Source organism: Streptomyces anulatus, assembly GCF_014650675.1.
Classification (GTDB): Bacteria; Actinomycetota; Actinomycetes; order Streptomycetales; family Streptomycetaceae; genus Streptomyces; species Streptomyces anulatus.
Window position 1 is genome coordinate 65,292 of sequence record NZ_BMVK01000015.1, and the last position, 22,662, is coordinate 87,953.

General features: G+C 72.9%; 19 protein-coding genes and 1 other RNA gene. 16 read left to right on the forward strand and 4 right to left on the reverse strand.

The window, feature by feature from the left end:
• Positions 1–56 precede the first annotated feature (56 nt).
• The 3 genes from IE272_RS29315 to ssrA all read left to right on the forward strand — a co-directional run bounded on the left by IE272_RS29315 (position 57) and on the right by ssrA (position 2,257).
• Positions 57–1,244 carry a S41 family peptidase gene (locus IE272_RS29315; protein WP_190008848.1) on the forward strand — a complete coding sequence of 396 codons (1,188 nt, stop codon included), beginning with the start codon at positions 57–59 and terminating at the stop codon, positions 1,242–1,244.
• Positions 1,245–1,262: 18 nt separating this feature from the next.
• On the forward strand, positions 1,263–1,751 hold the full coding sequence (gene smpB, locus IE272_RS29320; protein WP_032790702.1) for an SsrA-binding protein SmpB: 489 nt from the start codon (positions 1,263–1,265) through the stop codon (positions 1,749–1,751).
• A 118-nt stretch (positions 1,752–1,869) separates the two neighbouring features.
• Positions 1,870–2,257: a transfer-messenger RNA gene (ssrA, locus tag IE272_RS29325) on the forward strand.
• Positions 2,258–2,323: 66 nt separating this feature from the next.
• On the opposite strand, the gene IE272_RS29330 is transcribed toward ssrA, so the two are convergent.
• Entirely contained in the window at positions 2,324–4,108 is a 1,785-nt protein-coding gene (locus tag IE272_RS29330) for an ABC transporter ATP-binding protein (protein ID WP_190008850.1), read from the reverse strand.
• Positions 4,105–5,805 carry an ABC transporter transmembrane domain-containing protein gene (locus tag IE272_RS29335; RefSeq protein ID WP_190008852.1) on the reverse strand — a complete coding sequence of 567 codons (1,701 nt, stop codon included), beginning with the start codon at positions 5,803–5,805 and terminating at the stop codon, positions 4,105–4,107. Before IE272_RS29335 ends, IE272_RS29330 begins: the two co-directional genes overlap by 4 nt.
• A gap of 82 nt (positions 5,806–5,887) precedes the next feature.
• Here IE272_RS29335 and IE272_RS29340 point away from each other — a divergent pair, with 82 nt between their 5' ends.
• The 6 genes from IE272_RS29340 (at position 5,888) to IE272_RS29365 (ending at position 11,777) form a co-directional block, all read left to right on the forward strand.
• Positions 5,888–6,739: a helix-turn-helix domain-containing protein gene (locus IE272_RS29340; RefSeq protein ID WP_050359630.1), complete on the forward strand. Its 852-nt coding sequence runs from the start codon at positions 5,888–5,890 to the stop codon at positions 6,737–6,739.
• 140 nt (positions 6,740–6,879) lie between these two features.
• Complete coding sequence (locus tag IE272_RS29345; RefSeq protein WP_190008854.1) at positions 6,880–7,911, forward strand: ABC transporter substrate-binding protein; 1,032 nt, start codon at positions 6,880–6,882, stop codon at positions 7,909–7,911.
• Positions 7,908–8,789 carry a siderophore-interacting protein gene (locus IE272_RS29350; protein WP_050359632.1) on the forward strand — a complete coding sequence of 294 codons (882 nt, stop codon included), beginning with the start codon at positions 7,908–7,910 and terminating at the stop codon, positions 8,787–8,789. The genes IE272_RS29345 and IE272_RS29350 overlap by 4 nt, the downstream gene beginning before the upstream one ends.
• Entirely contained in the window at positions 8,786–9,859 is a 1,074-nt protein-coding gene (locus tag IE272_RS29355; protein ID WP_056707369.1) for an iron chelate uptake ABC transporter family permease subunit, read from the forward strand. Before IE272_RS29350 ends, IE272_RS29355 begins: the two co-directional genes overlap by 4 nt.
• Positions 9,856–10,938: a FecCD family ABC transporter permease gene (locus IE272_RS29360; RefSeq protein ID WP_050359634.1), complete on the forward strand. Its 1,083-nt coding sequence runs from the start codon at positions 9,856–9,858 to the stop codon at positions 10,936–10,938. Before IE272_RS29355 ends, IE272_RS29360 begins: the two co-directional genes overlap by 4 nt.
• A complete protein-coding gene (locus IE272_RS29365) occupies positions 10,935–11,777 on the forward strand; it encodes an ABC transporter ATP-binding protein (RefSeq protein ID WP_056707364.1) in 843 nt (280 codons plus the stop codon). Before IE272_RS29360 ends, IE272_RS29365 begins: the two co-directional genes overlap by 4 nt.
• A 150-nt stretch (positions 11,778–11,927) precedes the next feature.
• Here IE272_RS29365 and IE272_RS29370 read toward each other — a convergent pair whose 3' ends face one another.
• Positions 11,928–13,271, reverse strand: coding sequence for an MFS transporter (locus IE272_RS29370; protein WP_229897807.1), 1,344 nt, complete (start codon positions 13,269–13,271; stop codon positions 11,928–11,930).
• A 102-nt stretch (positions 13,272–13,373) separates the two neighbouring features.
• Here IE272_RS29370 and IE272_RS29375 point away from each other — a divergent pair, with 102 nt between their 5' ends.
• The 7 genes from IE272_RS29375 (at position 13,374) to IE272_RS29405 (ending at position 21,966) form a co-directional block, all read left to right on the forward strand.
• Entirely contained in the window at positions 13,374–14,345 is a 972-nt protein-coding gene (locus IE272_RS29375) for a LysR family transcriptional regulator (RefSeq protein WP_190008856.1), read from the forward strand.
• Between the two features lie 161 nt (positions 14,346–14,506).
• Entirely contained in the window at positions 14,507–15,190 is a 684-nt protein-coding gene (locus IE272_RS29380; RefSeq protein WP_190008858.1) for a hypothetical protein, read from the forward strand.
• Positions 15,191–15,277: 87 nt separating this feature from the next.
• Positions 15,278–17,428 (forward strand): bifunctional polysaccharide deacetylase/glycosyltransferase family 2 protein, encoded by a 2,151-nt coding sequence (locus tag IE272_RS29385; protein WP_050359639.1) that lies wholly within the window; start codon positions 15,278–15,280, stop codon positions 17,426–17,428.
• Positions 17,425–18,594: an acyltransferase family protein gene (locus IE272_RS29390; RefSeq protein WP_190008860.1), complete on the forward strand. Its 1,170-nt coding sequence runs from the start codon at positions 17,425–17,427 to the stop codon at positions 18,592–18,594. The genes IE272_RS29385 and IE272_RS29390 overlap by 4 nt, the downstream gene beginning before the upstream one ends.
• Before the next feature lie 135 nt (positions 18,595–18,729).
• The gene (locus IE272_RS29395) at positions 18,730–20,061 is read left to right on the forward strand and encodes a nitrate/nitrite transporter (protein ID WP_050359640.1); all 1,332 of its coding nucleotides are present in this window, start codon (positions 18,730–18,732) and stop codon (positions 20,059–20,061) included.
• Between the two features lie 153 nt (positions 20,062–20,214).
• Complete coding sequence (locus tag IE272_RS29400; protein WP_190008862.1) at positions 20,215–21,357, forward strand: uroporphyrinogen-III synthase; 1,143 nt, start codon at positions 20,215–20,217, stop codon at positions 21,355–21,357.
• Between the two features lie 45 nt (positions 21,358–21,402).
• Positions 21,403–21,966: a GNAT family N-acetyltransferase gene (locus tag IE272_RS29405; protein WP_190008863.1), complete on the forward strand. Its 564-nt coding sequence runs from the start codon at positions 21,403–21,405 to the stop codon at positions 21,964–21,966.
• Here the strand turns inward: IE272_RS29405 and IE272_RS29410 are convergent.
• The gene (locus IE272_RS29410; RefSeq protein WP_056707350.1) at positions 21,899–22,543 is read right to left on the reverse strand and encodes a GNAT family N-acetyltransferase; all 645 of its coding nucleotides are present in this window, start codon (positions 22,541–22,543) and stop codon (positions 21,899–21,901) included. The two genes, IE272_RS29405 and IE272_RS29410, sit on opposite strands and share 68 nt — an antisense overlap.
• Between the last annotated feature and the right edge of the window lie 119 nt (positions 22,544–22,662).

Sequence of the window (22,662 nt, forward strand, 5' to 3'; positions counted from 1 at the left end):
GGGGCGCACGGGTGAGTGCCCGTGCGCCCCAGGGGGCTTGTCCTAGACTCGGCGCCATGTCGGGTTGTTCGCACCGCTTCCGGCCCCGCGGCCTCTGCCGCGGGGCGGCCCTGACATTGGTCTTCGGGTGTGCTCTCGCCACCGCCGCCGCGACCGGTTCGCTGCCGCAGGACCCCGATCCCGGGCCCGGGCCGCAGACCCGTGCCGTCTCCTCCACCGTCGCCCCGGTCGACCGCGACGAGATCGAGGACGCCGCCGCCGAGGCCGAGGCCGACGGGAAGTCCGTGAAGGACGCCGCCGAGGAGGTCGTCAGCCGTAGCGGGGACCGCTGGGGCGCGGTCTACGACGAGCGGGAGTACGAGGAGTTCGAGCGGGCGCTGGACGGCGCCTACACCGGTGTCGGGCTCTCCGCCCGGCGCACCGACGGCGGCGACGTCACCGTCTCCCGCGTCCAGCCCGGCGGCCCCGCCGACCGGGCCGGGATCCGCGCCGGAGACCTGCTGCGCACCCTGGACGGCCGCGCGGTCGGCAAGCGCCCCGTCGCGGAGGTCGTCGCGTTGCTGCGCGGCGACGGTACGGGCGCGGCCGAGGGCAGCCGGGTGGAGCTGGGTCTGGTCCGGGAGGGCCGGAGCTGGACGGAGACCCTTCGGCGGGCCCGGCTGACCACCGAGGCGGTCACCGTGCGGCGACTGGGGGCCGAGCCGTCGTCGGCGGTCCTGGTCAAGGTGGAGGCGTTCACCAAGGGGGCCGGGGCCGATGTCCGGGACGCGGTCCGCGATGCTCCCGACGGGGCCGGGATACTGCTCGACCTGCGCGCCAACTCCGGCGGACTCGTCGCCGAGGCCGTCGTCGCCGCCTCCGCCTTCCTGGACGGCGGCCTGGTCGCCACGTACGACGTGCGCGGGGAGCAGCAGGCCCTGTACGCCGAACCGGGCGGTGACACGGACCGGCCGGTCGTCGTCCTGGTCGACGGCGGCACGATGAGCGCCGCCGAGCTGCTGACCGGTGCGCTCCAGGACCGGGGCCGTGCGGTCACCGTCGGATCGCCCACCTTCGGCAAGGGCTCCGTGCAGATGCCCAGCGAGCTGCCGGGCGGTTCGGTGGCCGAGCTGACCGTCGGCCACTACCGCACCCCGGCCGGCCGGAACGTCGACGGCAGGGGCATCACACCCGACCTCGTGGTGGGGGAGAGGGCCCAGCAGCGGGCCGAGACGGTATTGAGTGGCCTCGGGGGTGGGTCGTAGTGCGAAAATGACCGCACTATGGCGAAGGAAAAAGACACCGGGCGCAAGATGGTCGCGCAGAACAAGAAGGCGCGGCACGACTACACGATCCTCGACACCTACGAGTGCGGCCTCGTCCTCATGGGTACGGAGGTCAAGTCCCTGCGCATGGGACGGGCCTCCCTGGTCGACGGCTTCGTCCAGATCGACGACCACGAGGCCTGGCTCCACAACATCCACGTACCCGAGTACGTCCAGGGCACCTGGACCAACCACACGGCCAAGCGGAAGCGGAAGCTGCTGCTGCACCGGGCCGAGATCGACAAGCTGGAGTCGAAGTCGCAGGAGACGGGCCACACGATCGTGCCGCTCGCGCTGTACTTCAAGGACGGCCGGGTCAAGGTCGAGATCGCGCTCGCGAAGGGCAAGAAGGAGTACGACAAGCGGCAGACGCTCCGCGAGAAGCAGGACACGCGGGAGACGAACCGCGCCATCTCGGCGGCCCGCCGGCGGCAGCGCAGCGCCTGAGCGGGGCCCGTCCCGGCGGGGCAGTGGCCGGACAGGAATACAGTGGCATCGTCCGGCGTTGGTCACGTACGATGGGCCGTGCACCTCAGCGAAGGTGCGCGTTTTGAAAAATCAACATGGGGATGATCGGTTTCGACAGCGGATGTCGAAGCAGGGGAAGCGAGTCGAGGAAGCGGCAATGATCTCGTAAACCATATGTCGCAAACAATAATCGCCAATTCCAAGCGCGATTCCTCCGCCTTCGCCCTCGCTGCCTAATTAGCAGCTAAGCGAAGACTCTGCGGAGTGTCAGCCCGGGGGTGATCCCGACCCGGATCCTGGCATCAACTAGGGATCTAAACTTCTCGGCCCGGCCACGGGGCCGAGAAGGAAATCAAACAGTGGCTGGGCCTGTCGGAGGCTTGTTCGCGTGACCTCCGGGGCCGAGAAAAGCGTAGCGAACTGCACTCGGAGAAGCCCTGGTTCCGCACCGTTGGACGCGGGTTCGATTCCCGCCATCTCCACCACCCCATGTAAGCCTCCGCCCCGCGAGTTCACTCGCGGGGCGGAGGCTTTTTTATGCCCATGTTTCTTCACCGTGCGCGGTTCCACGCCTCCCAGAGCCGGGCGTACGGGCCTTCGGCCGCCGCCAGTTCCGCGTGCGTACCGGATTCGACGATCCGCCCGGCGTCCATCACCACGATCCGGTCGGCGCGGGCGGCCTGGCTCAGACGGTGGGCGATCACCACGCCCGTACGGTCCGCGAGGGCGGACGCCGCGGCGTTCTCCAGGAGGTCCGCATCGCTCGTCCCGGCCTCCGCCGTCGCCTCGTCCAGGAGGGCGACGTCCGGGTCCACGAGGGCGAGCCGGAGCAGGGCGAGGTGCTGGGCGCGGGCGGCGGCGAGGTCGTGGCCGCCCGCGCCGACCCGGGTGTCGAGGCCCTCGGGGAGCGCGTCGAGCCATGCCGTCGCGCCCAGGCGGCCGGCGGCCGCGCGGATCTCGGCGTCCGTGGCGTCGGGGGCGAAGAGGCGGAGGTCCTCCGCGACCGTTCCGTCGAAGACGTGGACCTCCTGGCTGACCAGGACGATCCGGCGGCGCAGGACGTCCGCCGGGAGTTCCGCGAGCGGGACGCCGTCCAGCAGGACGCGGCCGGAGTCGGGGGTCAGGACCCCGGCGAGGATCTTGGCGAGCGTGGTCTTGCCGGCCCCGCTCGCCCCCACGACCGCGACGGTCTCGCCCGGTTCCACGGTGAGGGAGACGGCGTCGAGTGCCCGGCGGCCGGCGGCGTAGCCGTACGAGACGTGGTCCAGGGCGATCCGGCCGGGCGTCGTCGGTGTCCGTGACGGGGGGAGGCTCCCGCACTGCCGGTACGCGGGCAGGGAGAGGATGCCCACCAGCCGGGCCAGACCGGCCCCCGCGTTCTGGAGTTCGTCGACGGTGGAGAGCAGGACGCCGATGGGGTCGAACAGCCGGTGGAAGTAGAGCGCGGCGGCCGTGGCCGCGCCCAGCGTCACCGTGCCCCCGCCCACCAGGTGGTAGCCGACGGCCAGGACGGCGGCGAGTCCGATGAACTCCGCGAGGTTCAGGAGCCCGTAGAACGTGGTGCGCAGCCGTACCGCCCGCAGTTCGAAGCCGATGGCGTGCTCGGAGGAGGCGGCCACCGCCGCCGTGTGGTGGTCCTGGGCGCGCAGGGCGGCCACGGTGTCCGCGCCGGTCAGGCTCTCGACGATGCGCTGGCCGCGCGCCGCCTCGGCCTGCCGGGCCGCCCGGTAGACCGGTCCGGACCGGGCGAGGAACCGGCGCAGCGCCAGGTACTGGACCGGGGTCGCGGCCAGCACCGCGAGCGCGAAGCGCAGGTCGATCACGCCGATGCCGATGAGTGTCAGGGCGATCGTGAACAGGGCCGACACGGTGGCGGGGAGGACTTTCCCGATCACCGTGTTGACGGCCTCGGCGTCCCCGGCGACGCGGGAGACCAGGTCGCCGCTGCCCGCCCGCTCCAGTACGGAGGAGGGCTGGGCGACCGCCGTGGCGAAGACGTCCTCGCGCAGGCCGGCCAAGGTGTCCTGCGCGGTCCGGGCCAGCAGCAACTGCCCCCACCGGCCGAGCGCGACCCCCGTGCCCGTGGCCGCGACGATGGCTCCGGCGGGCGGCAGCAGGCCGGACCAGGGGCGGCCCTCGGCCACGGCGTCGACCATCGTGCCCAGCAGGGCCGGTACGGCGAGGGCGGCGGCCGTCGCGGCGAGCAGCACCAGGACCGTTCCGGCCAGCCGGAGGCGGTGCCGGGCGAGCAGCCGCAGGGTCGTGCGGGCGGTGTCCCGGGGGGAGGCGACGGGGAGCAGGGCGGGGCTGCCCGCGCTGTACGTCGTGGGGGTCATCGGGCGGCTCTCGTCGTCGTGGCGGGCTCAGGCAGCGTGGTGTTCCGCTGCGGCAGGGTGGCGCCGGGGTCCGTGGCGGTGTCCGGGGTCAGGTCGTGGACCCGGTGGCAGGCGCTGAGCAGGGTCGGGCCGGTGGTGATCAGGACGATGGTCCGGCCGCTCGCGCGCAGGGCCCGTGCGATGCGGTCCTCGGTGACGCTGTCCACCGACGTGGTCGGTTCGTGCAGGACCAGTACCGGTTGCGGCTGGTGCAGGGCCCGGGCCAGGAGCAGCCGTTGGCGCTGTCCGCCGGAGAGGAGGCGGCCCTGCTCGCCGACCTGGGAAGCGAGCCCTTCGGGGAGGTGGGTGAGCACGTCGTCCAGGCCGGACGCCGCGGTGGCCCGGGCGCTCACCCCGTCCGTCGCCAGGTTCTCCGCGACGGTTCCGGTGAAGACGGACGCGTCGTGCGGGGGAGCGTAGACCGTCCGGCGGGCCTCGTGGGGGGAGAGCGCGGCGGCGTCCCGGCCCGCGAGGACGTAACTCCCCGGCTCGGCCGCCGTACGGCAGGACGCGAGCGCCGACAGCTCCTCGGCGGCCGTTCCGTCGGCCCGGACGCCGATCAGCTCGCCGGGCCGGGCGGTGATCGTCACCTGCCCGTAGCGGAGGGCGAACAGGGCGTCGGAGGAGGGGAGTCCGTCCGGTTCCGGCCGGTGCGTCACGCGGTGGGGCTCGGCCAGCAGCTCCGCCAGCCGCCGGGCCGATCCGCGCTTGGCGGCGAGGGACGCGCCGAAGAAGCCGAGCGTCTGCATCGGGCCCGAGACGACCTGGGCGAGCCCGATCGCCGCGACGAACTCGCCGACGCTCAGGCGCCCTTCGAGCGCGTGCCAGGCGGCCAGCAGGGCGATCCCGGCCAGGAAGACGCCGGAGACCGCCGAGTTGAGCGCCGTCAGCCCGGCCAGCGACCGCACCCGGCGCAGCGCGGCGGCCATCGAGTCCCGGCTCGCCCGTCGGTAGCGCCGGACGGCCGCCCCCTCCGCGCCGAAGCCCTTGAGGACCCGGATCCCGGCCGTGAAGTCCGTGGCCAGGGCCCCCGCGCGGGCGGCCTCGCGCTGTTCGGCGTACACGCGCCGGTCCAGCGGGCCGCTCAGCAGCTGGAGCACGACCAGCTGCACGGCCGTCGCCGCGAGGACGACGGCGCCCAGTTGCCAGGAGATCAGCAGCAGCGAGACCGCGGCGGTGAGCAGCCCGGCGAGCGCCGCGCCCTGTTCGGCGATCAGCCAGGAGACCCCGGAGACGTTGGAGGCGTCGGAGGTGGCGATGGTCAGCACCTCGCCGGGCGGCCGGCAGGCGGCCATGCCCCGGGGGTGCAGCGCCCGGCCCGTCGCCAGGAGGCGCAGGTCGTGCTCCCCGTAGGCGTACACGCCGGTGGTGAGGCGGGAACCGGTGCGCCAGCAGAGGATCAGCGCCGCGAACAGGGCGGCCAGTGCGCCGAGCAGGCCCAGCAGCGCACCCGGGTCGTTCCGGCCGATCGCCCGGTCGACGACCAGGCCGAGGAGGACCGGTACGAGCGCCTCCGCCACCTGGTGACCGGCGAAACCGGCGCCGGCCACGGCGAGTCGGCCGCCCCGTCCCGAGCCGGAGGTGGCCAGGCGCACCAGGGCGGCGGGCGAGGGGGAGGCGGGGGCGCCGGGGCGCGGGGTGCGGTCGGGAGCGGTCACCGCCTCAACGCTAGGAACGACGCCGCGCTGAACACAAGCAGGTATCGTGACACTTCATGACGGTAAGACGACAGGTATCCCGATGACCGCCGAGGGTTCCGCCGTGCGGCTCTGGGGCGCCCCGACCCTGGAGCGGGACGAGTGGACCGCGTCCGTGGAGACGGACGAGCCCAAGGTCGAGGAGCGCTGGCTGCTGACCACGGGGACCTTCCCGACGCCCGAGCCCACCGAGTGGGCGACGACCGCGCACCGGGAGCACGAGCTGCTCTGGTCCACCACGGGCAATGTCACCGTGGAGGCCGCCGGGCACCTGTGGATGGTGCCGCCGAGCCTCGGTATCTGGCTGCCGGCCGGGACCCCGCACCGGGTCCGGGCGAGCGCGGGAGCCGTCACGTACGCCACCTTCCTCAGTCCGGAGCAGGTGGCCGTCGACTGGACCGGCGTCGTGGGCATCCCCATGGGCCGGCTGCTGCGGGAGCTGCTGCTGCACAACCAGAACGAGGAGATGCCGACCGAGGCGCGGCTGCGGCTCCAGCGGGTCGGGGTGGACCTGATCCGGCCGGTCCGGACCGTCTCGCTCGACATTCCGCTGCCGAAGACGCCGGAGCTGCTCACGATCGCGGAGCGGATCATCGCGGATCCGGCCGACGACCGGACGACGGAGGAGTGGGCCCGGATGATCGGGCTCAGCGGCCGGACGCTGATGCGCTGGTTCCAGCGGGACACCGGGGTGAGTCTGACGCAGTGGCGCATTCTCGTCCGTGTCCGTTCGGCGCTGATCGACATCGCGGCGGGCAAGCCGGTCGTGGCGGTCTCGCGGCGGCTCGGCTATGCCAACCCCAGTACCTTCATCGATCTCTTCCGGCAGGTCACCGGCCATACGCCCGCCGCGTACTTCCGCTCGGTGAACGGGGTGGCCGAGTCGAGCCTGTGAGGGGGTGTGTGTCGTGAAACCGGAACAGCGTGTCGCCATACCCTCATGGGAACTGAGGTAACTTCCTTAGGTAAGCCTGCCCTAACCAGTCCGTTCCGGCCATGTCCCGGCCGCCGGACAGGGGTTCCTGAAGGAGTCCGATGACACGCCCCCGTACCTCCGCCGCCCCGCAGCCCCGGAGACGGCTGCTCGCCGTGGCCGCCGCGAGTCTCGTCGCCGTGCTGGGCGCCAGCTCCTGTTCCGCGAGCGGTGACGGCGCGAAGGAGGCGGGAGCGGGCAAGGGGTCCGCCACCCGCACGGTCACCGACATCGCGGGCGAGGTCGAGGTGCCCGCCGAGCCGAAGCGGATCGTCTCCGTCGACTTCTACTCGCCCGCGACCCTCGTCGACCTGGGCGTGAAGCCCGTCGGCGTCGTCGAGGGCTTCGACAGCGACGACCCGGACCTGCGGCCCAAGCGCTACCACGACGCCCTCAAGGACACCCCCACCATCGGGATGTACTACGAGCTCAACATCGAGGCCGTCGCCCAGCAGAACCCCGACATGATCTTCGCCGAGACGCGCTTCCTGCGTAAGGGCGAGCTCAAGCGGCTCCAGGGCATCGCCCCCGTCGTCCAGCTCGACGCGGCGGGCGTCGGCGCGTGGAAGGAGCGGACCCTGATGATCGGGGCCGCCATCGGCAAGTCCGCCGAGATCAAGAAGCAGGCCGCCGTCTTCGAGAAGCGGGCCGACGAGCTGAAGACGAAGTACGCGGACGTCCTGGCGGACAACAAGATCGCGGTCTTCGCCTACGGCCAGGACAAGACGACCTGGGGCACCTACCCCGCCGGGCACTTCTACGTGCCGGTCTGGGGCGCGGTGGGCGCGAAGTTCCGCCCCTACACCGAGGGCGAGCACAAGGGGGAGGAGGGCGCCGTCAGCGAGTGGCTCTCGCTGGAGCAGATCGGCAAGCTCGACAACGCCGACATCCTCCTCCACGCCTACGGAGCGAAGGACTTCGTCGACGAGACGCTCGCCGACAACACCGTGTGGAAGAACCTCCCCGCCGTGAAGAACGGCATGGTCTTCCGCAACATCCCGGCCTCCGTCGTCTCCTCCTTCGAGTGGGGCACCGAGAGCCTGGACGCGCTGGACGGCGTCCTCGCGCAGATCGACGGGAAGGCCCGCTCATGACCGCCACCGCCCCTGTGGTCGCCGAGGTCGCCCGTGCGGTCCCCCTGTCGCCCGGCATGGTCCGCCTGACCCTCCGCAGCGAGAGCCTGCGCGACTACCCCTCCACCCGGATCGGCGACGAGTACGTCCGGGTGCACTTCCCGCCCGAGGACGGCGAACCGGTCCTCCCCGAGGTCGGCGAGGACGGCGACTGGCACTACCCCGACGGGCAGTACCCGCACATCCAGCCCTACACCCTGCGCCGCTTCGACCCGGAAGCCGCCGAGGTCGACATCGACTTCGTGCTGCACGGGCACGGCCGCGCCGGGAGCTGGGCGGCGCGGGCCGTCCCCGGCGACCGGCTCCTCTTCGGCCCGCCGCGCTCCCTGTACGAGGCCCCGGGCGAAGCCGCCCGGCAGGTATTCGTCACCGACGCCACCGGGCTGCCCGCCCTCGGCCGCCTCCTGGAGCAGCTCGACCCGGCCACCCACGCCGTCGCCGTCGTCGAGATCGCCGACGCCTCCCACCGCATCGAACTCACCAGCCCCGCCCGCCTGGACGTGCGCTGGGTGGCCGGCCGGGGCAACGGCGTCGGACCCAGCGCCATCACCGAGATCCTGCGCGGCCTCGACCTCACGCCCGGCACCTACGTCTGGGTGGCCGGCGAGTCCGGCGAACTGCGCGGGGCCCGCCGCTACCTGCGCCACGAGCTGAAGCACCCCACCGCCTGGTACAAGGTCATCGGCTACTGGCGCCACGAGCAGGAGGAGTGGCTGGAGAAGTACCGGGCGATCGACGCCGCGACCATGGCCGAGCTGAACGGCCTCTGGGACCGCACCGAGGACGAGGAACTGCGGCGGGACCTGTACGAGGCGGGGCTGGAGCGGCTCGGGCTATGACGACCACCGCCGCCGCCCCGGTCGCGGTACGGGCCGGGGCCGCCGGGCGCGAGGCGCGCCCCGGGCTCGTCCACACCAACGCCGGGCGGGCCCTCGGGCTGCTCCTCGCGCTTGCCGTCCTCGTCCTGGTCCTCGCCGCGAGCCTGGCCGTCGGCGCCAGGTCCGTACCCCTGCCCGACGTATGGGACGCCCTGACCGCGCCCGACGGCTCCGAGCACGCGTTCATCGTGCGTGAACTGCGGGTGCCGCGCGCCCTCCTGGCGCTCACCGCCGGGGCGGCCCTCGGGGTCTCCGGCGCGCTCATCCAGGCGCTGACCCGCAACCCGCTGGCCGACCCCGGGATCCTCGGGGTCAACGCGGGCGCCGGGTTCGCCGTGACGATCGGGGTCGGCTTCCTCGGCCTCTCCTCGATCAACGCCTACCTGTGGCTCTCGTTCGCCGGGGCGATCCTCGTCACCGCCCTCGTGTACGTCATCGGCTCGGCCGGACAGGGCGGCGGCACCCCGATCCGGCTGACCCTGGTCGGCGTCGCCATCGGTGCGGTCCTCGCCGGGATCTCCTCGGCGATCACGCTCCTCAAGCCGGACGCCTTCGTGAAACTGGTGGGCTGGTCCGCCGGTTCGCTCGCCGGGCGGGACTGGAACATCCTGTTCACCGTCCTCCCCTTCATCGGGGCGGGACTCCTGCTCGCCCTGCTCGCGGCCCGCCCGCTGAACGCGGTCGCGCTCGGCGACGACCTCGCCCAGTCCCTCGGCGCGAACATCGTCCGCACCCGGCTGCTGGTGATCGTCTCCGTGACCCTGCTCGCGGGGGCCGCCACCGCCGCCGCCGGACCGATCGGTTTCGTCGGGCTGATGGTCCCGCACGTGGCCCGCTGGTTCATCGGGCCCGACCAGCGGTGGATCATCCCGTACACCGCCGTCTGCTCGCCCCTGCTCCTGATCGTCGCCGACGTCATCGGCCGGGTCGTGCTGTCCCCGCAGGAACTCCAGGCGGGCATCGTCACCGCGTTCATCGGCGCGCCCGTGCTGATCCTGCTCGTCCGCCGCAAGAAGGTGAGCGGCCTGTGAGCCCGAACCCCGTACCCGTGCGCCAGGCCCGCGCGTCCGTCGACTTCGGGCGGCCGACCCTGATCACCCGCGGCCCCCGCTGGTCGCTGCGCCTGGACGTGCGCACGGTCGTCAGCTGCGCCGTGTTCCTGCTCCTCACCCTCGCCGCCGTGGTGGTCACCCTGGCCTACGGGACGTACGAGATCCCGCTCCCCGACGTCGTACGGGCGCTGCTCGGCGAGGGACCGGCGGGCACCCGCACGGTCGTCGTCGAATGGCGGCTGCCCCGGGCCCTGCTCGCGGTGCTGCTCGGCGCGGCCCTCGCGGTCTCCGGGGCGATCTTCCAGTCGGTCACCCGCAATCCGCTGGGCTCGCCCGACATCATCGGCTTCTCCTCCGGCTCGTACACCGGGGCGCTCGTGGTGATGCTGCTGACCGGCGGCGGCTACTACCAGGTGGCCGCCGGGTCGCTGGCGGGCGGAATCCTCACGGCGTTCGTGGTCTTCGTGCTCGCCTACCGCCGGGGCGCCGCCCAGGGGTTCCGGCTGATCATCGTCGGCATCGCGATCTCCGCCATGCTCGGGGCGTTCAACACCTGGCTGGTGCTCCGGGCGGACATCGAGGAGGCGATGCTCTCCGCCGTCTGGGGCGCGGGCTCCCTCAACAGCCTGGGCTACGACCAGCTCCGGCCCGTCCTCGCCCTCCTCGCCCTGCTGATCCCGCCCGCCCTGGCCTGCGGTCCGGCCCTGCGCAGACTGGAGCTCGGCGACGACGCGGCCGCCGCCCTCGGCACCCGTACGGAGGCGGTGCGCCTCGTCCTCGTTGTGCTCGGCGTGGCGCTGATCGCCCTGGTCACCGCGGCGGCCGGGCCGATCGCCTTCATCGCGCTGGCAGCCCCGCAGATCGCCCGCCGGATCACCCGGGGTTCCTCGGTGGCCCTGCTGCCCTCGGCGGTGCTCGGCGCGTTCCTGCTGGCGCTCGCCGATCTGGCGGGGCAGCGGCTGTTCGCCCCCGTCCAACTGCCGGTCGGGATCGTGACCGTGTCGATCGGCGGCCTGTATCTGGTCTGGCTGCTCGTCCGGGAAGCCCGCCGCACATGACCACCCCCTCGGAAACTCCGGAGAAGGACCGCCCCTCCATGACCAAGACCGACGCCCGCCTGCGGGCCGACGGCATCACCATCGGCTACGACCGCCGCACCATCTCCCGGAACCTCTCCGTGGAGATCCCGGACGGTTCCTTCACCGTCATCGTCGGCCCGAACGCCTGCGGCAAGTCGACGCTCCTGCGCGGCCTGTCGAAGCTCCTGCGCCCCAGCACCGGGCAGGTGATCCTGGACGGCCGGGCGATCACCTCGTACAAGTCCAAGGAAGTGGCCCGCAGGCTGGGGCTGCTGCCGCAGACCTCGCTCGCCCCCGACGGCATCACCGTCGCCGATCTGATCGCGCGCGGCCGTCATCCGCACCAGAAGCTGATCAAGCAGTGGTCGCGGGAGGACGAGGAGGCGGTCGTCCGGGCGATGGAGGAGACCAGCGTCGCCGAACTCTCCGGGCGGCCGGTCGACGAACTGTCCGGCGGGCAGCGCCAGCGGGTCTGGGTGGCGATGGTGCTGGCCCAGGAGACCCCGCTCCTGCTGCTCGACGAACCGACGACCTTCCTCGACATCGCCCACCAGATCGAACTGCTGGAGCTGTTCCAGCGGCTCAACCGGGAGGGCCGCACGCTCGTCGCCGTCCTGCACGACCTGAACCAGGCCGCCCGCTACGGCACTCATGTCATCGCGATGAAGGACGGGGCCGTCGTCGCGGAGGGGCCGCCCGCCGACCTGATCACCGAGGAGCTGGTCGAGGACGTCTTCGCGCTGCCCTGCCGGGTCATCGAGGACCCCGTCTCGCACAGCCCCCTCGTCATACCGCTCGGCTCGCTCGGGCCTGTCTGACCATTCCCGCCTGCCTCACGACGCCATGCACGCGCTCTCGCCGCACTGGCCCCAGACCCAAGTACGTCCAGTACGAGGGCCTGGGGGCCGGCACGCCGAGAGCACGCACCTGACGCCGCGCTGCCGCCCTGCGGGCGACGACGGGAATGGTCAGACAGGCCCTCGGCTCCCCGCCGTCGCCGCGCCCGCGATGACCAGGGCGAGGGCCGCCGCGGCCGTCGGGGCCGCGTAGCCGGTGGCCGTGCCCGCGTGCTCGACCAGCCAGCCGCCGGTTGCCGCCCCGGCCGCGATGCCGCCCAGCAGCGCGGTCACCGCGAGCGTCATGCCCTCGTTCAACTGCTCCGGGCGGGTGGACCGCTGGATCAGTGTCATGCCCGTGACCATCGTCGGCGCGGTTGCCGCCCCCGCCACCAGCAGGCAGGCCGCCAGGACCGGCAGGGAGGCGGAACCGGCGGCGGCCAGCAGCGGCAGGGACATCAGCGCCGTCATCGCGGCCAGGCACAGCAGCAGCCTGAGGCGGACGTTCCGGGCGGGCCGCAGCGAACCGTAGACCAGGCCCGCCGCGCACGACCCGGCCGCCTGGAGCGCCAGGATCGCGCCCCCGGCATGCGCGATGGAGACCACCTCCAGCGCCCCGAACACCGCCCCCGTGGCGAGGAAGACCGCCAGCAGCGCGGGCATCCCCGGCGTACGCAGGGGCGAGGCCACGGTCCTGGTACGGGGGGTGACGGGCGGTTCCGTGGCGCGCTGGGCGGCGAAGACCAGGACGCCGCTCATCAGGAGCACCGCCCCCACCAGCGTGCCCGCCTCCGGGAACAGCGCCCCGCAGAGCGTCGCGGCCAGCACCGGGCCCAGCATGAAGCACAGCTCGTCGGCGGCCTGTTCGAAGGAGTTCGCGGTGTGCAGGGCCGCCGGATCACCCCGGTGCAGATGCGCCCAGCGGGCCCGCGACATCCCGCCGGTGTTCGGGGTCGTAGCGGTCGCGGCGTACGCGGCGAACAGTGTCCAGGCCGGGGCGTCGTAGTGCACGCAGAGCACCAGGGCCAGCGACCCCAGCACGGCGAGCGCGGTGGCGGGCACCGCGACGCGCGCCTGCCCGAAGCGGTCCACGAGCCGGGCGGTGAAGGGCGCGACGACCGCCGTCGCGGCCAGACCGGTCGCGGTGACGGCCCCGGCCAGGTCGTAAGAACCCCGGGACCCGGCGATCATGATGACCGCGCTGACGCTGAACATCCCCATCGGCAGCCGGGCGATCAGGTTGCCCGCCGTGAACGCCCGGGCCCCGGGCGTGGCCAGCAGCCGGAGGTACGGGTTCGACGACGGCCGCCGTCCGGCGCGGCCGCTCCCGGGCGCCGGGCGCGGGGCCGCGACCAACTGGCCTCCGGCGACCGTGAACAGGGGAATGGAATGCGGCGCGGCGGCCCGGTCCGGGCGGGCGGCCGGGACGGGCCGGGAAGCGGACTCCGGGCGGGCGGCGGCGGGGGATATCGGCATACGACCAGGCTGGCCCGGCCCCGCCGCCCCGGTCCAACACCTACTCCGCACCGATTCACGCGTCTGTGTTGTGAATGGCGCCCCGCGCTGTAGATTCGCGGTGTGCCCCCCGCCGACACCGACCCCCGTCTCCTGCGCGCCTTCCTCGCCGTCGCCGACGAACTGCACTTCACCCGGGCCGCCGCCCGCCTCTTCGTCGCGCAGCAGGCGCTGAGCCGGGACGTCCGGCGGCTGGAGCGCGAGCTGGGCGCCGAACTGTTCGTCCGTACGACCCGGCAGGTGGCGCTCACCCCGGACGGCGAACGCCTGTTGCCGTACGCCCGCCGGGTGCTCGACGCGCACGCCGAACTGGCCGGGGCCTTCAGCGGTGCGCCCGCCCGGCCGCTGCTCGTCGACCTGAACAGCGACGGGGCGACCGCCGCCCGCGTGCTGGCGCGCGCCCGCGAACTGCTGCCGGAGTGCGAGCTGATGGCCCGCTTCGAGTCCGGTCTCACCTGGGCCGCCGGCGAGATCCTGGCCGGCAGGCTCGACGCCTCCTTCGGCCGGGTCGCCGGACTGGCCCCCGCGGTGCGTGCGGGACTTTCCGTGCACCCCGTGCGGTACGAGCCGATGGCCGTGATGCTGCCCGTCTCCCATCCCCTCGCCGCGCGGGAGGTCGTCGCCCTGGCCGAGTTGTCCGGAGAGACCGTCTACGCGGGCGCCGGCAACGAGCGGACGCGGGAGTGGACGGACCTCGCCGCGCTGCTGTTCGCCGAGTGGGGCATCACCATGGCCCCGCCCGTTCCGCTCGCCGTGGGTGTGGCCGAATTTCAGCGGGTCATGTCGAAGGGGGGACATCCCGTGCTCGCCGTCGTCGACTTTCCGGCGCTGCCCGGAACTGTGCTGCGCCCGCTCGTCGACCCCATTCCGCTTTCGCCGCTGGCGCTGGTCTGGCGCAAGGGTCTGAACCACCCCGGCGTAGACGCCTTGCGTAGCGCTACTGACCAGTTGGCCCTTGCCGAAGGGTGGATGGCCCCGCCGACCGGATCGTGGCTTCCCGAGGGCGATCGGTCACTGATGCGCAACCGTTCCTGATCAACTCCGTTCAGGGGCACTTGGGCGTCAATGTCGTGCGCTACATTCATCGTCCGGGTGCAGGACGGCCAGGTTCGTGGACGGGTGGGGGCTCAGTCCGACAGTAAAGAACCAGTCAATTCCGTGCGCCTGATTCATTGAGTGGGGGATGGGCTGCACCTGTGGACAATTGGCGCGAAGGCCAGAGAACCGGGCACACGCATGAGCCCAACGACGCGACGATCCAGCTCGACGGGCTGGGCCGTCAGCTCGCCGAACTGCCCGGCGAACCGGCCCCGCCGGACGGCTCCGACGGCCCCGTCTTCGTCGACGAGAGCGGCCGCCGCAGCAAGACCTACCGGCGCCTCGGCTGGGTCCTGGCCTCGGTCTGCGTCGCCTACGCCGTGACGCTCGTCCTCGCCGTCCTCGGCGGGAACTCCAGCGCTCCCTGGCTGCCCCTGTCCGGGACCGAGGAGAAGGCGAAGGCGGAGCAGGCCGAGGAGGCCCCCGCGCCCGACGACACCGCCGGCGGCCCGTCCGGCGGCACCCCGGAGCCCGGACCCAGCGCCTCCGGCTCCGCGGCGGCCGAGGAGTCCGGCGCGCCCGGCGGTGCGACCCCGTCGGCCACTTCCGTACGGGTGCCCGCCGGATCCGCCGGAAGCCCCTCCGCGTCCACCTCCGCCGACCCTTCCCGTTCCACCGGGACGGGCGGGGCGGGCGGCGCCACGAAGCCGGACCCCACGACCTCGACCGCCAAGCCACCGGTCGACCCCACGCCGCCGTCCCCCGAGCCGGAGCCGTCCGACCCGACGACCTCTCCCGCCGAGACACCCGACCCGCCGGTGCAAGAAGAGAGCGCCCCGTAAATGAACTCCCCCGCCACGCGGGGCAGGAACGGCAAGAACGTCAGGAAACGGAAAGCGCCACGCGGCCGGAGCCGGTTCAGGCTCCCCATGCGCTACCTCCTGCCGACGACGTTCCTCGTCGCCCTGCTCGCGATGCTGATGCTGCGCGGATACGTGCACAGCGAGATCCTCGCCGACCACCGGGTCCGCGACGCCGACCACAACACCCTGGTACCGAAGGACGTCCGCTCCGGCGGGCCCGTCATCGACGCCCGCTCCGGCGACGCGAAGACCCTGCGCATACCCGACCGCCGGATCGTCCTGACCTTCGACGACGGGCCGGACCCGGTGTGGACGCCGAAGGTGCTCGACAAGCTGAAGGAGTACGACGCCCACGGTGTCTTCTTCGTCACCGGCAACATGGCCGCCCGGTACCCCGGGCTGGTCGAGCGGATGGTCGCCGAGGGGCACGAGATCGGGCTGCACACCTTCAACCACCCCGACCTCTCCTACCAGTCCACCGGGCGCATCGACTGGGAGCTGTCGCAGAACCAGCTGGCGCTGGCGGGCGCGGCCGGTATCCGCACCTCGCTCTTCCGCCCGCCGTACTCCTCCTTCTCGTACGCCATGGACAACAAATCCTGGCCGGTCACGGAGTACATCGGCAGCCGCGGCTACCTCACCGTCGTCAACGACACCGACAGCGAGGACTGGAAGCGGCCCGGGGTCCGCGCCATCGTCGAGCGGGCCACGCCGAAGGACGGCAAGGGCGCGATCATCCTGATGCACGACTCCGGCGGCGACCGCTCGCAGACCGTGGCGGCGCTCGACACCCTGCTGCCGGACCTCAAGGAGCGGGGCTACACCTTCACCCGCCTCACCACCGCCCTCGACGCCCCCAGCGCGCACACCCCGGTCACCGGGTTCGCGCTGTGGAAGGGCAAGGCGTTCGTCTCCGCCGTCGCCGTGTCCGAGCGGATCACCGGATTCCTGGTCGTCGGCCTCGCCGTCATCGGCGTCCTGGTCCTCGCCCGCTTCGGGCTGATGCTGCTGCTCTCCTTCCTGCACGCCCGCAAGGTCCGCCGCAGGAACTTCGGCTGGGGCCCGCCCGTCACCCGCCCGGTCTCCGTCCTGGTCCCCGCGTACAACGAGAGCGCGTGCATCGAGGCGACCGTGCGCTCCCTGGCCGCCGGTGAGCACCCCATCGAGATCATCGTCATCGACGACGGCTCCACGGACGGCACCGCCGACCTCGTCGAGGCGATGCGACTGCCCCGCGTACGGGTCGTGCGCCAGCGGAACGCTGGCAAACCCGCCGCCCTCAACAACGGCATCCGGCACGCCCGTTACGACATCGTCGTGATGATGGACGGCGACACCGTCTTCGAGCCGGCCACGGTCCGCGAGCTGGTCCAGCCCTTCGGGGACCCCCGGGTCGGAGCCGTCGCGGGCAACGCCAAGGTCGGCAACCGCGACTCCCTCATCGGCGCCTGGCAGCACATCGAGTACGTGATGGGCTTCAACCTGGACCGCCGGATGTACGACGTCCTCGGCTGCATGCCCACCATCCCCGGGGCCGTCGGCGCGTTCCGCCGCGAGGCCCTGGACCGGGTCGGCGGGATGAGCGAGGACACCCTCGCCGAGGACACCGACGTCACCATGGCCCTGCACCGGGACGGCTGGCGCGTCGTCTACGCGGAGAACGCCCGCGCCTGGACCGAGGCACCCGAGTCCGTGCAGCAGCTGTGGTCGCAGCGCTACCGGTGGTCGTACGGCACCATGCAGGCCATCTGGAAGCACCGCCGCGCGGTGATCGAACGCGGACCCTCGGGCCGCTTCGGACGGGTCGGGCTGCCGTTCGTCTCCCTCTTCATGGTCGTCGCCCCGCTCCTCGCACCCCTGATCGACGTGTTCCTGCTGTACGGGCTGGTCTTCGGCCCCACGGGCAGGACCGTCGCCGCGTGGTTCGGCGTCCTGGTCGTCCAGGCGGTGTGCGCCGCGTACGCGTTCCGGCTGGACAAGGAGCGCATGACGCACCTGATCTCGCTGCCGCTCCAGCAGATCCTGTACCGCCAGCTCATGTACGTCGTGCTGCTCCAGTCCTGGATCACCGCGCTCACCGGGGGCCGGCTGCGCTGGCAGAAGCTGCGGCGCACGGGCGCGGTGGAGGCTCCCGGCGTCTCGTCCGGCCGGCGCCCGAGGGAGGCCGCCGCCGGACCCGTCGGCGGCGACCGCCCGGACCGGAGGCCCTTCGTATGACCGCCCCGCCCCTGCCGGGGACCGCCGACCCGCACGTCGGGGTCCCGCGGCCCGCACCCGTGCAGCCCGTCCGCGACCGGTACTTCGACCTGCTGCGGGCCCTCGCCCTCTTCCGGGTCGTCCTCTACCACCTGACCGGCTGGGCCTGGCTGCCGATCGTCTTCCCCTCGATGGGCGTCATGTTCGCCCTGGCCGGGACGTTGATGGCGCGTTCGCTGAAGCGGCCCGCCGTCCAGGTGATCCGGGGCCGCCTCCGCAGGCTCCTGCCGCCGCTGTGGCTGCTCGGCGCGATCGGCGTCACCGGCATGGTCGCCCAGGGCTGGGGCCCGGACGCCGAGGGCCACCCCGGCTGGTGGTGGCAGCACCTCCTGTACTGGGCGCTGCCGCTCAGCGATCCGCCGTACGCGTACGACGTGGCGGGCATCGACGGATTCCTCGGCGAGAGCTGGCCCGAGGAGCTGGCCGGGCCGCTCTGGTACATCCGGGCCTACCTGTGGTTCGTCCTGTTCTCCCCGCTGATCCTGCGCGGCCTGCGCAGGCTGCCCTGGCCGACGCTGCTCGCGCCGCTCGCCCTCGCCGTCGCCATGCGTCTGGAACTGCTCTCCACCACCGACCGCCTCGACTCCGCGATCACCGACTTCTCCACCTTCGGCGCCTGCTGGGTCCTCGGCATGGCCCACCAGGAAGGCGTCCTGAAACGGCTGCCCGCCTACGTCGTGCCGTCGATCGCCCCGCTCCTCGCGGGCGCGGGCCTGTGGTGGGCGAGCCACGAGGGCTTCCGCAGCGGCTTCGACCTGGACTCCATCCCGCTCGCCCAGGCCCTGTGGTCCTTCGGCTGCGTCCTGCTCCTGCTGCACCTCAGCCCCACCTGGACCGAGTGGCCGAAGCGGCTGCGCGCCTTCGACCGGCCCATCACCCTGCTCAACTCGCGGGCGGTGACCGTCTACCTCTGGCACAACGTCTGCATCCTGGCCGCCGCCACGCTCTACGACCGGCTCTGGTCCGTCGACGCCCTCAGCGAGAACGTCCCCTGGCTGCTGGAGAGCTGGGTGCCCGTGCTGCTGATCACGTGGGCCCTCATCGCGCTCTGCGTCCTCGCCTTCGGCTGGGCCGAGGACGTCGCCGCCCGGCGCCGGCCGCAGCTGTGGCCGGACGGCAGGCGGTAGCGGGCACCGCATCTCACCGGGCCGGGAACGGCCCGGTGAGAGCAAGGTTGCGCACCGGTCACCTCGCGGCACCACGGCGAAACGCGGGCTCCCTAGTGTCGGGGACAACACCCCGACCCCCTGTGGAGGCGCGTGATGGCAGGCCGCTGGATCGAGACCTGGGAGCCGGAGGACGCGACGTTCTGGCGGGAGAAGGGCGAACGCGTCGCCCGCCGCAACCTGTGGTTCTCCGTGCTCTCCGAGCACATCGGATTCTCCATCTGGACCCTCTGGTCGGTGATGGTCCTGTTCATGGGACCGGAGTACGGCATCGACCCGGCCGGGAAGTTCTTCCTCATCTCGACCGCCACCCTCGTCGGCGCGCTGGTGCGGGTGCCGTACACCTTCGCCGTCGCCCGGTTCGGCGGCCGCAACTGGACGATCTTCAGCGCGGTGAGCCTGCTCGTCCCGACGCTGGCCGCGTTCTGGGTGATGGAACCCGGGACCTCGTACGCCACCTTCGTCGCGGTCGCGGCGCTCACCGGGATCGGCGGCGGCAACTTCGCCTCCTCGATGACCAACATCAACGCCTTCTTCCCGCTGCGCAAGAAGGGCTGGGCGCTCGGCCTGAACGCGGGCGGCGGCAACATCGGCGTCCCCGTCGTCCAGCTCGTCGGCCTGCTCGTCATCGGCACGCTGGGGGCCTCGCACCCCCGGATCGTCCTCGGGGTGTACATCCCGCTGATCGTCCTGGCCGCGGTGTGCGCCGCCCTGTACATGGACAACCTCCGGCCCGTGAAGAACGACACCGGGGCCGCGCTGGAAGCCGTCCGGGACCCGCACACCTGGATCATGGCGGCCCTCTACATCGGCACCTTCGGCTCGTTCATCGGCTACAGCTTCGCCTTCGGCCTGGTGCTCCAGACCCAGTTCGGCCGGACCCCGCTCCAGGCCGCCTCGCTCACCTTCATCGGCCCGCTGCTGGGCTCCCTGATCCGGCCCGTCGGTGGCCGGCTCGCCGACCGGTACGGCGGTGCGCGCATCACCCTGGCCACCTTCGCCGCGATGGCCGCCGCCACCGGCGTCGTCATCCATGCCTCGGGGAACGCCTCGCTGCCCGTCTTCCTCACCGGCTTCACCGCCCTGTTCGTCCTGACGGGCCTCGGCAACGGATCGACGTACAAGATGATCCCCGGCATCTTCCACGCCAAGGCCCTCGCCAGGGGGCTCGACGCGGAGGCGGCCGCCGCCCACGGACGGCGGCTCTCCGGCGCGGCCATGGGCCTGATCGGGGCCGTCGGCGCGCTCGGCGGCCTGGCCATCAACCTCGCCTTCCGCCAGTCCTTCCAGGCCACCGGCACCGGAACCGCGGCCTTCTGGTCCTTCCTCGCCTTCTACGGAGTGTGCTTCACCCTCACCTGGGCGGTATACCTTCGCCGCCCCGCGCCCGTGCCGACACGGGCCCAGCTCGGCTACGCGGAGGTCTAGGACGCGCCCTGGGAGGTCATGGGACGACATCCCGGCGTCATGTGACGTAACGGCCGGGAAATACGGGGGAACCGAGCCTGTCACGCATCGTTGACAGTCTCGGGCCTCCGCACATCGCGTACCAGCGGGAACCACAGGAGCCGGGAACACGCCATGCAGGACGACGACACAACGCACGGCCCCCTCGCGGGCTTCACCGTCGGGGTGACCGCCGCCCGTCGCGCCGAGGAGCTCGCCACCCTCCTCAAGCGCCGCGGGGCCGCCGTCCTGCACGCCCCCGCCCTGCGGATCGTGCAGCTCGCCGACGACAGCGAACTCCTCACCGCCACCGAGGAGCTGATCGGCCACGCCCCCGACGTGGCGGTCGCCACCACCGCGATCGGCTTCCGGGGCTGGATCGAGGCGGCCGACGGCTGGGGGGTCGGCGACGCGCTGCTGAAGACGCTGAGCAGGGCCGAACTCCTCGCCCGGGGCCCCAAGGTCAAGGGCGCCATCCGGGCCGCCGGGCTGACCGAGGCCTGGTCGCCCGGGTCCGAATCGATGGCCGAGGTCCTCGGCCGGCTCCTCGCCGAAGGCGTCGCCGGCCGCCGGATCGCCCTCCAGCTGCACGGCGAACCGCTGCCCGGCTTCGTCGAGTCCCTGACGGCCGCGGGCGCCGACGTCGTCGTCGTCCCCGTCTACCGCTGGATGCCCCCGCAGGACATCGCCCCGCTCGACCGCATGCTCGACGTCACGGCCGCCCGGGGCCTGGACGCGATCACCTTCACCAGCGCCCCCGCCGCCGCCTCGTTCCTGGGCCGCGCCGAGACCCGCGGACTGCTCCCGGAGATCCTCGGCGCCCTGCGCGACGACGTGCTGGTCGCCTGCGTCGGACCGGTCACCGCCCTCCCGCTCCAGGCCCGGGGCATCGACACCCTCCAGCCGGAACGCTTCCGGCTCGGCCCCCTCGTCCAGCTGCTGTGCGCCCGGCTCCCTCTCACCGCCCGCGTCCTGCCCGTCGCCGGCCACCGGGTCGAGATCCGGGGCCACGCCGTCCTCGTCGACGACGAGCTGCGCACGGTGCCGCCCGCGGGCATGGCCCTCCTGCACGCGCTGGCCCGCCGCCCCGGCTGGGTGGTGGCCCGCGCCGACCTGCTGCGGGTCCTGCCCGGCAGCGGCACCGACGAGCACGCGGTGGAGACCGCGATGGCCCGGCTGCGCTCGGCGCTGGGCGTGCCCCGGCTGATCCAGACGGTCGTCAAGCGCGGCTACCGGCTGGCGCTGGACCCGTCGGCGGACACGAAGTACGACCGCTGAGGGGCCGGAGCGTCACCGCCGACGGGCAGCGCTTAGCGTGACCGGATGACCGATCACCTCCACCGGATCGCCCCGGACGTGGCCTTCCGCCCCGTCGCGATCACCGACGCGCCCTCCTTCGCCGCGGCCCTCACCCGCAACCGCGCGTACATGCGCCCCTGGGAACCCGTACGCCCCGACGCGTTCTACACCGTCGAGGGCCAGGCCGCCCGGCTCACCGCCCTGCTGGCCGAACGGGACGCCGGACGGGCCATGCCCTGGGCGCTCGTGGACGACGACGGCCGGGTGGTCGGCGCCTTCACGCTCTCCGGCGTCGAGCGGGGGCCCTACCGCAACGCCCGCCTCGGCTACTGGGTCGACGCGGACCACGCCGGACGCGGGCTCGCCACCGCCGCCGTCAGCGCGGTCTGCGACGCCGCCCGCGACCGGCTGGGCCTGCACCGCGTCGAGGCGGCGACCGTCACCGACAACGCCCCCTCCCAACGGGTGCTCGCCAAGGCCGGGTTCGAGCGGATCGGCACCGCGCCCGGCTATCTGCACATCAACGGCCGCTGGCGCGACCACCACCTGTTCCAGCGGCTTCTGCACGACGACCCGCCGGCCGGCTGAGCGCCACCGAGGGGGCCTCGCGCACATGCACATGGCCGTCCAGCGGATAGTCGGGCGGCAGCGCGGGGATCACCCGCGCCAGCGCGTACCCGCACTTCTCCGCCACCCGGCACGAGGCCTCGTTGTCCACCTGGTGAAGCAACTCCAGCCTGGTCAGGCCCTGTTCGGTGAACTCCGCGAACGCCCATTCGGACAGTGCGGTCAGAGCCCGTGACGCCACGCCCCGGCCGCGCGCCGCGGCGGTCGTCCAGTAGCCCACCTCGGAACAGTCGCTCCGCGGATCCGGCCGCTTCAGCACGATGTTGCCGAGCGGTGTGCCGACCGGTCCGCCGTCCTGCCAGTCGCCGTCCACGGTTTCCGTCACGGCGAAGGCGAACCGGGTGCCCGTCGCCCACCCCCTGCGCTGCGCCTCCAGCCAGTCGGCCGCCCCGTCCGCTCCGGAGACCTGGGTGGCCAGCCACCGCCGCATCGCCGGATCCTCGTACGCCTCCAGCAGTGCGGACAGGTCCTCCTCGCGCCACCGGCGCAGCCGCAGCCCGCCGGGGCCGAGCACGGCGCTCGCGTCGCGGTGGTCCATGGGTATCTCCCCCTCGTGATCCATGGCCGCCACGGTACGGGGGCGGGGCCCCGCACCGGGACGGCGGCGGGGGTTCCGGCCGGGCCCCGACAGGGGCACTCTGGGGGGTGGCCGTTCGA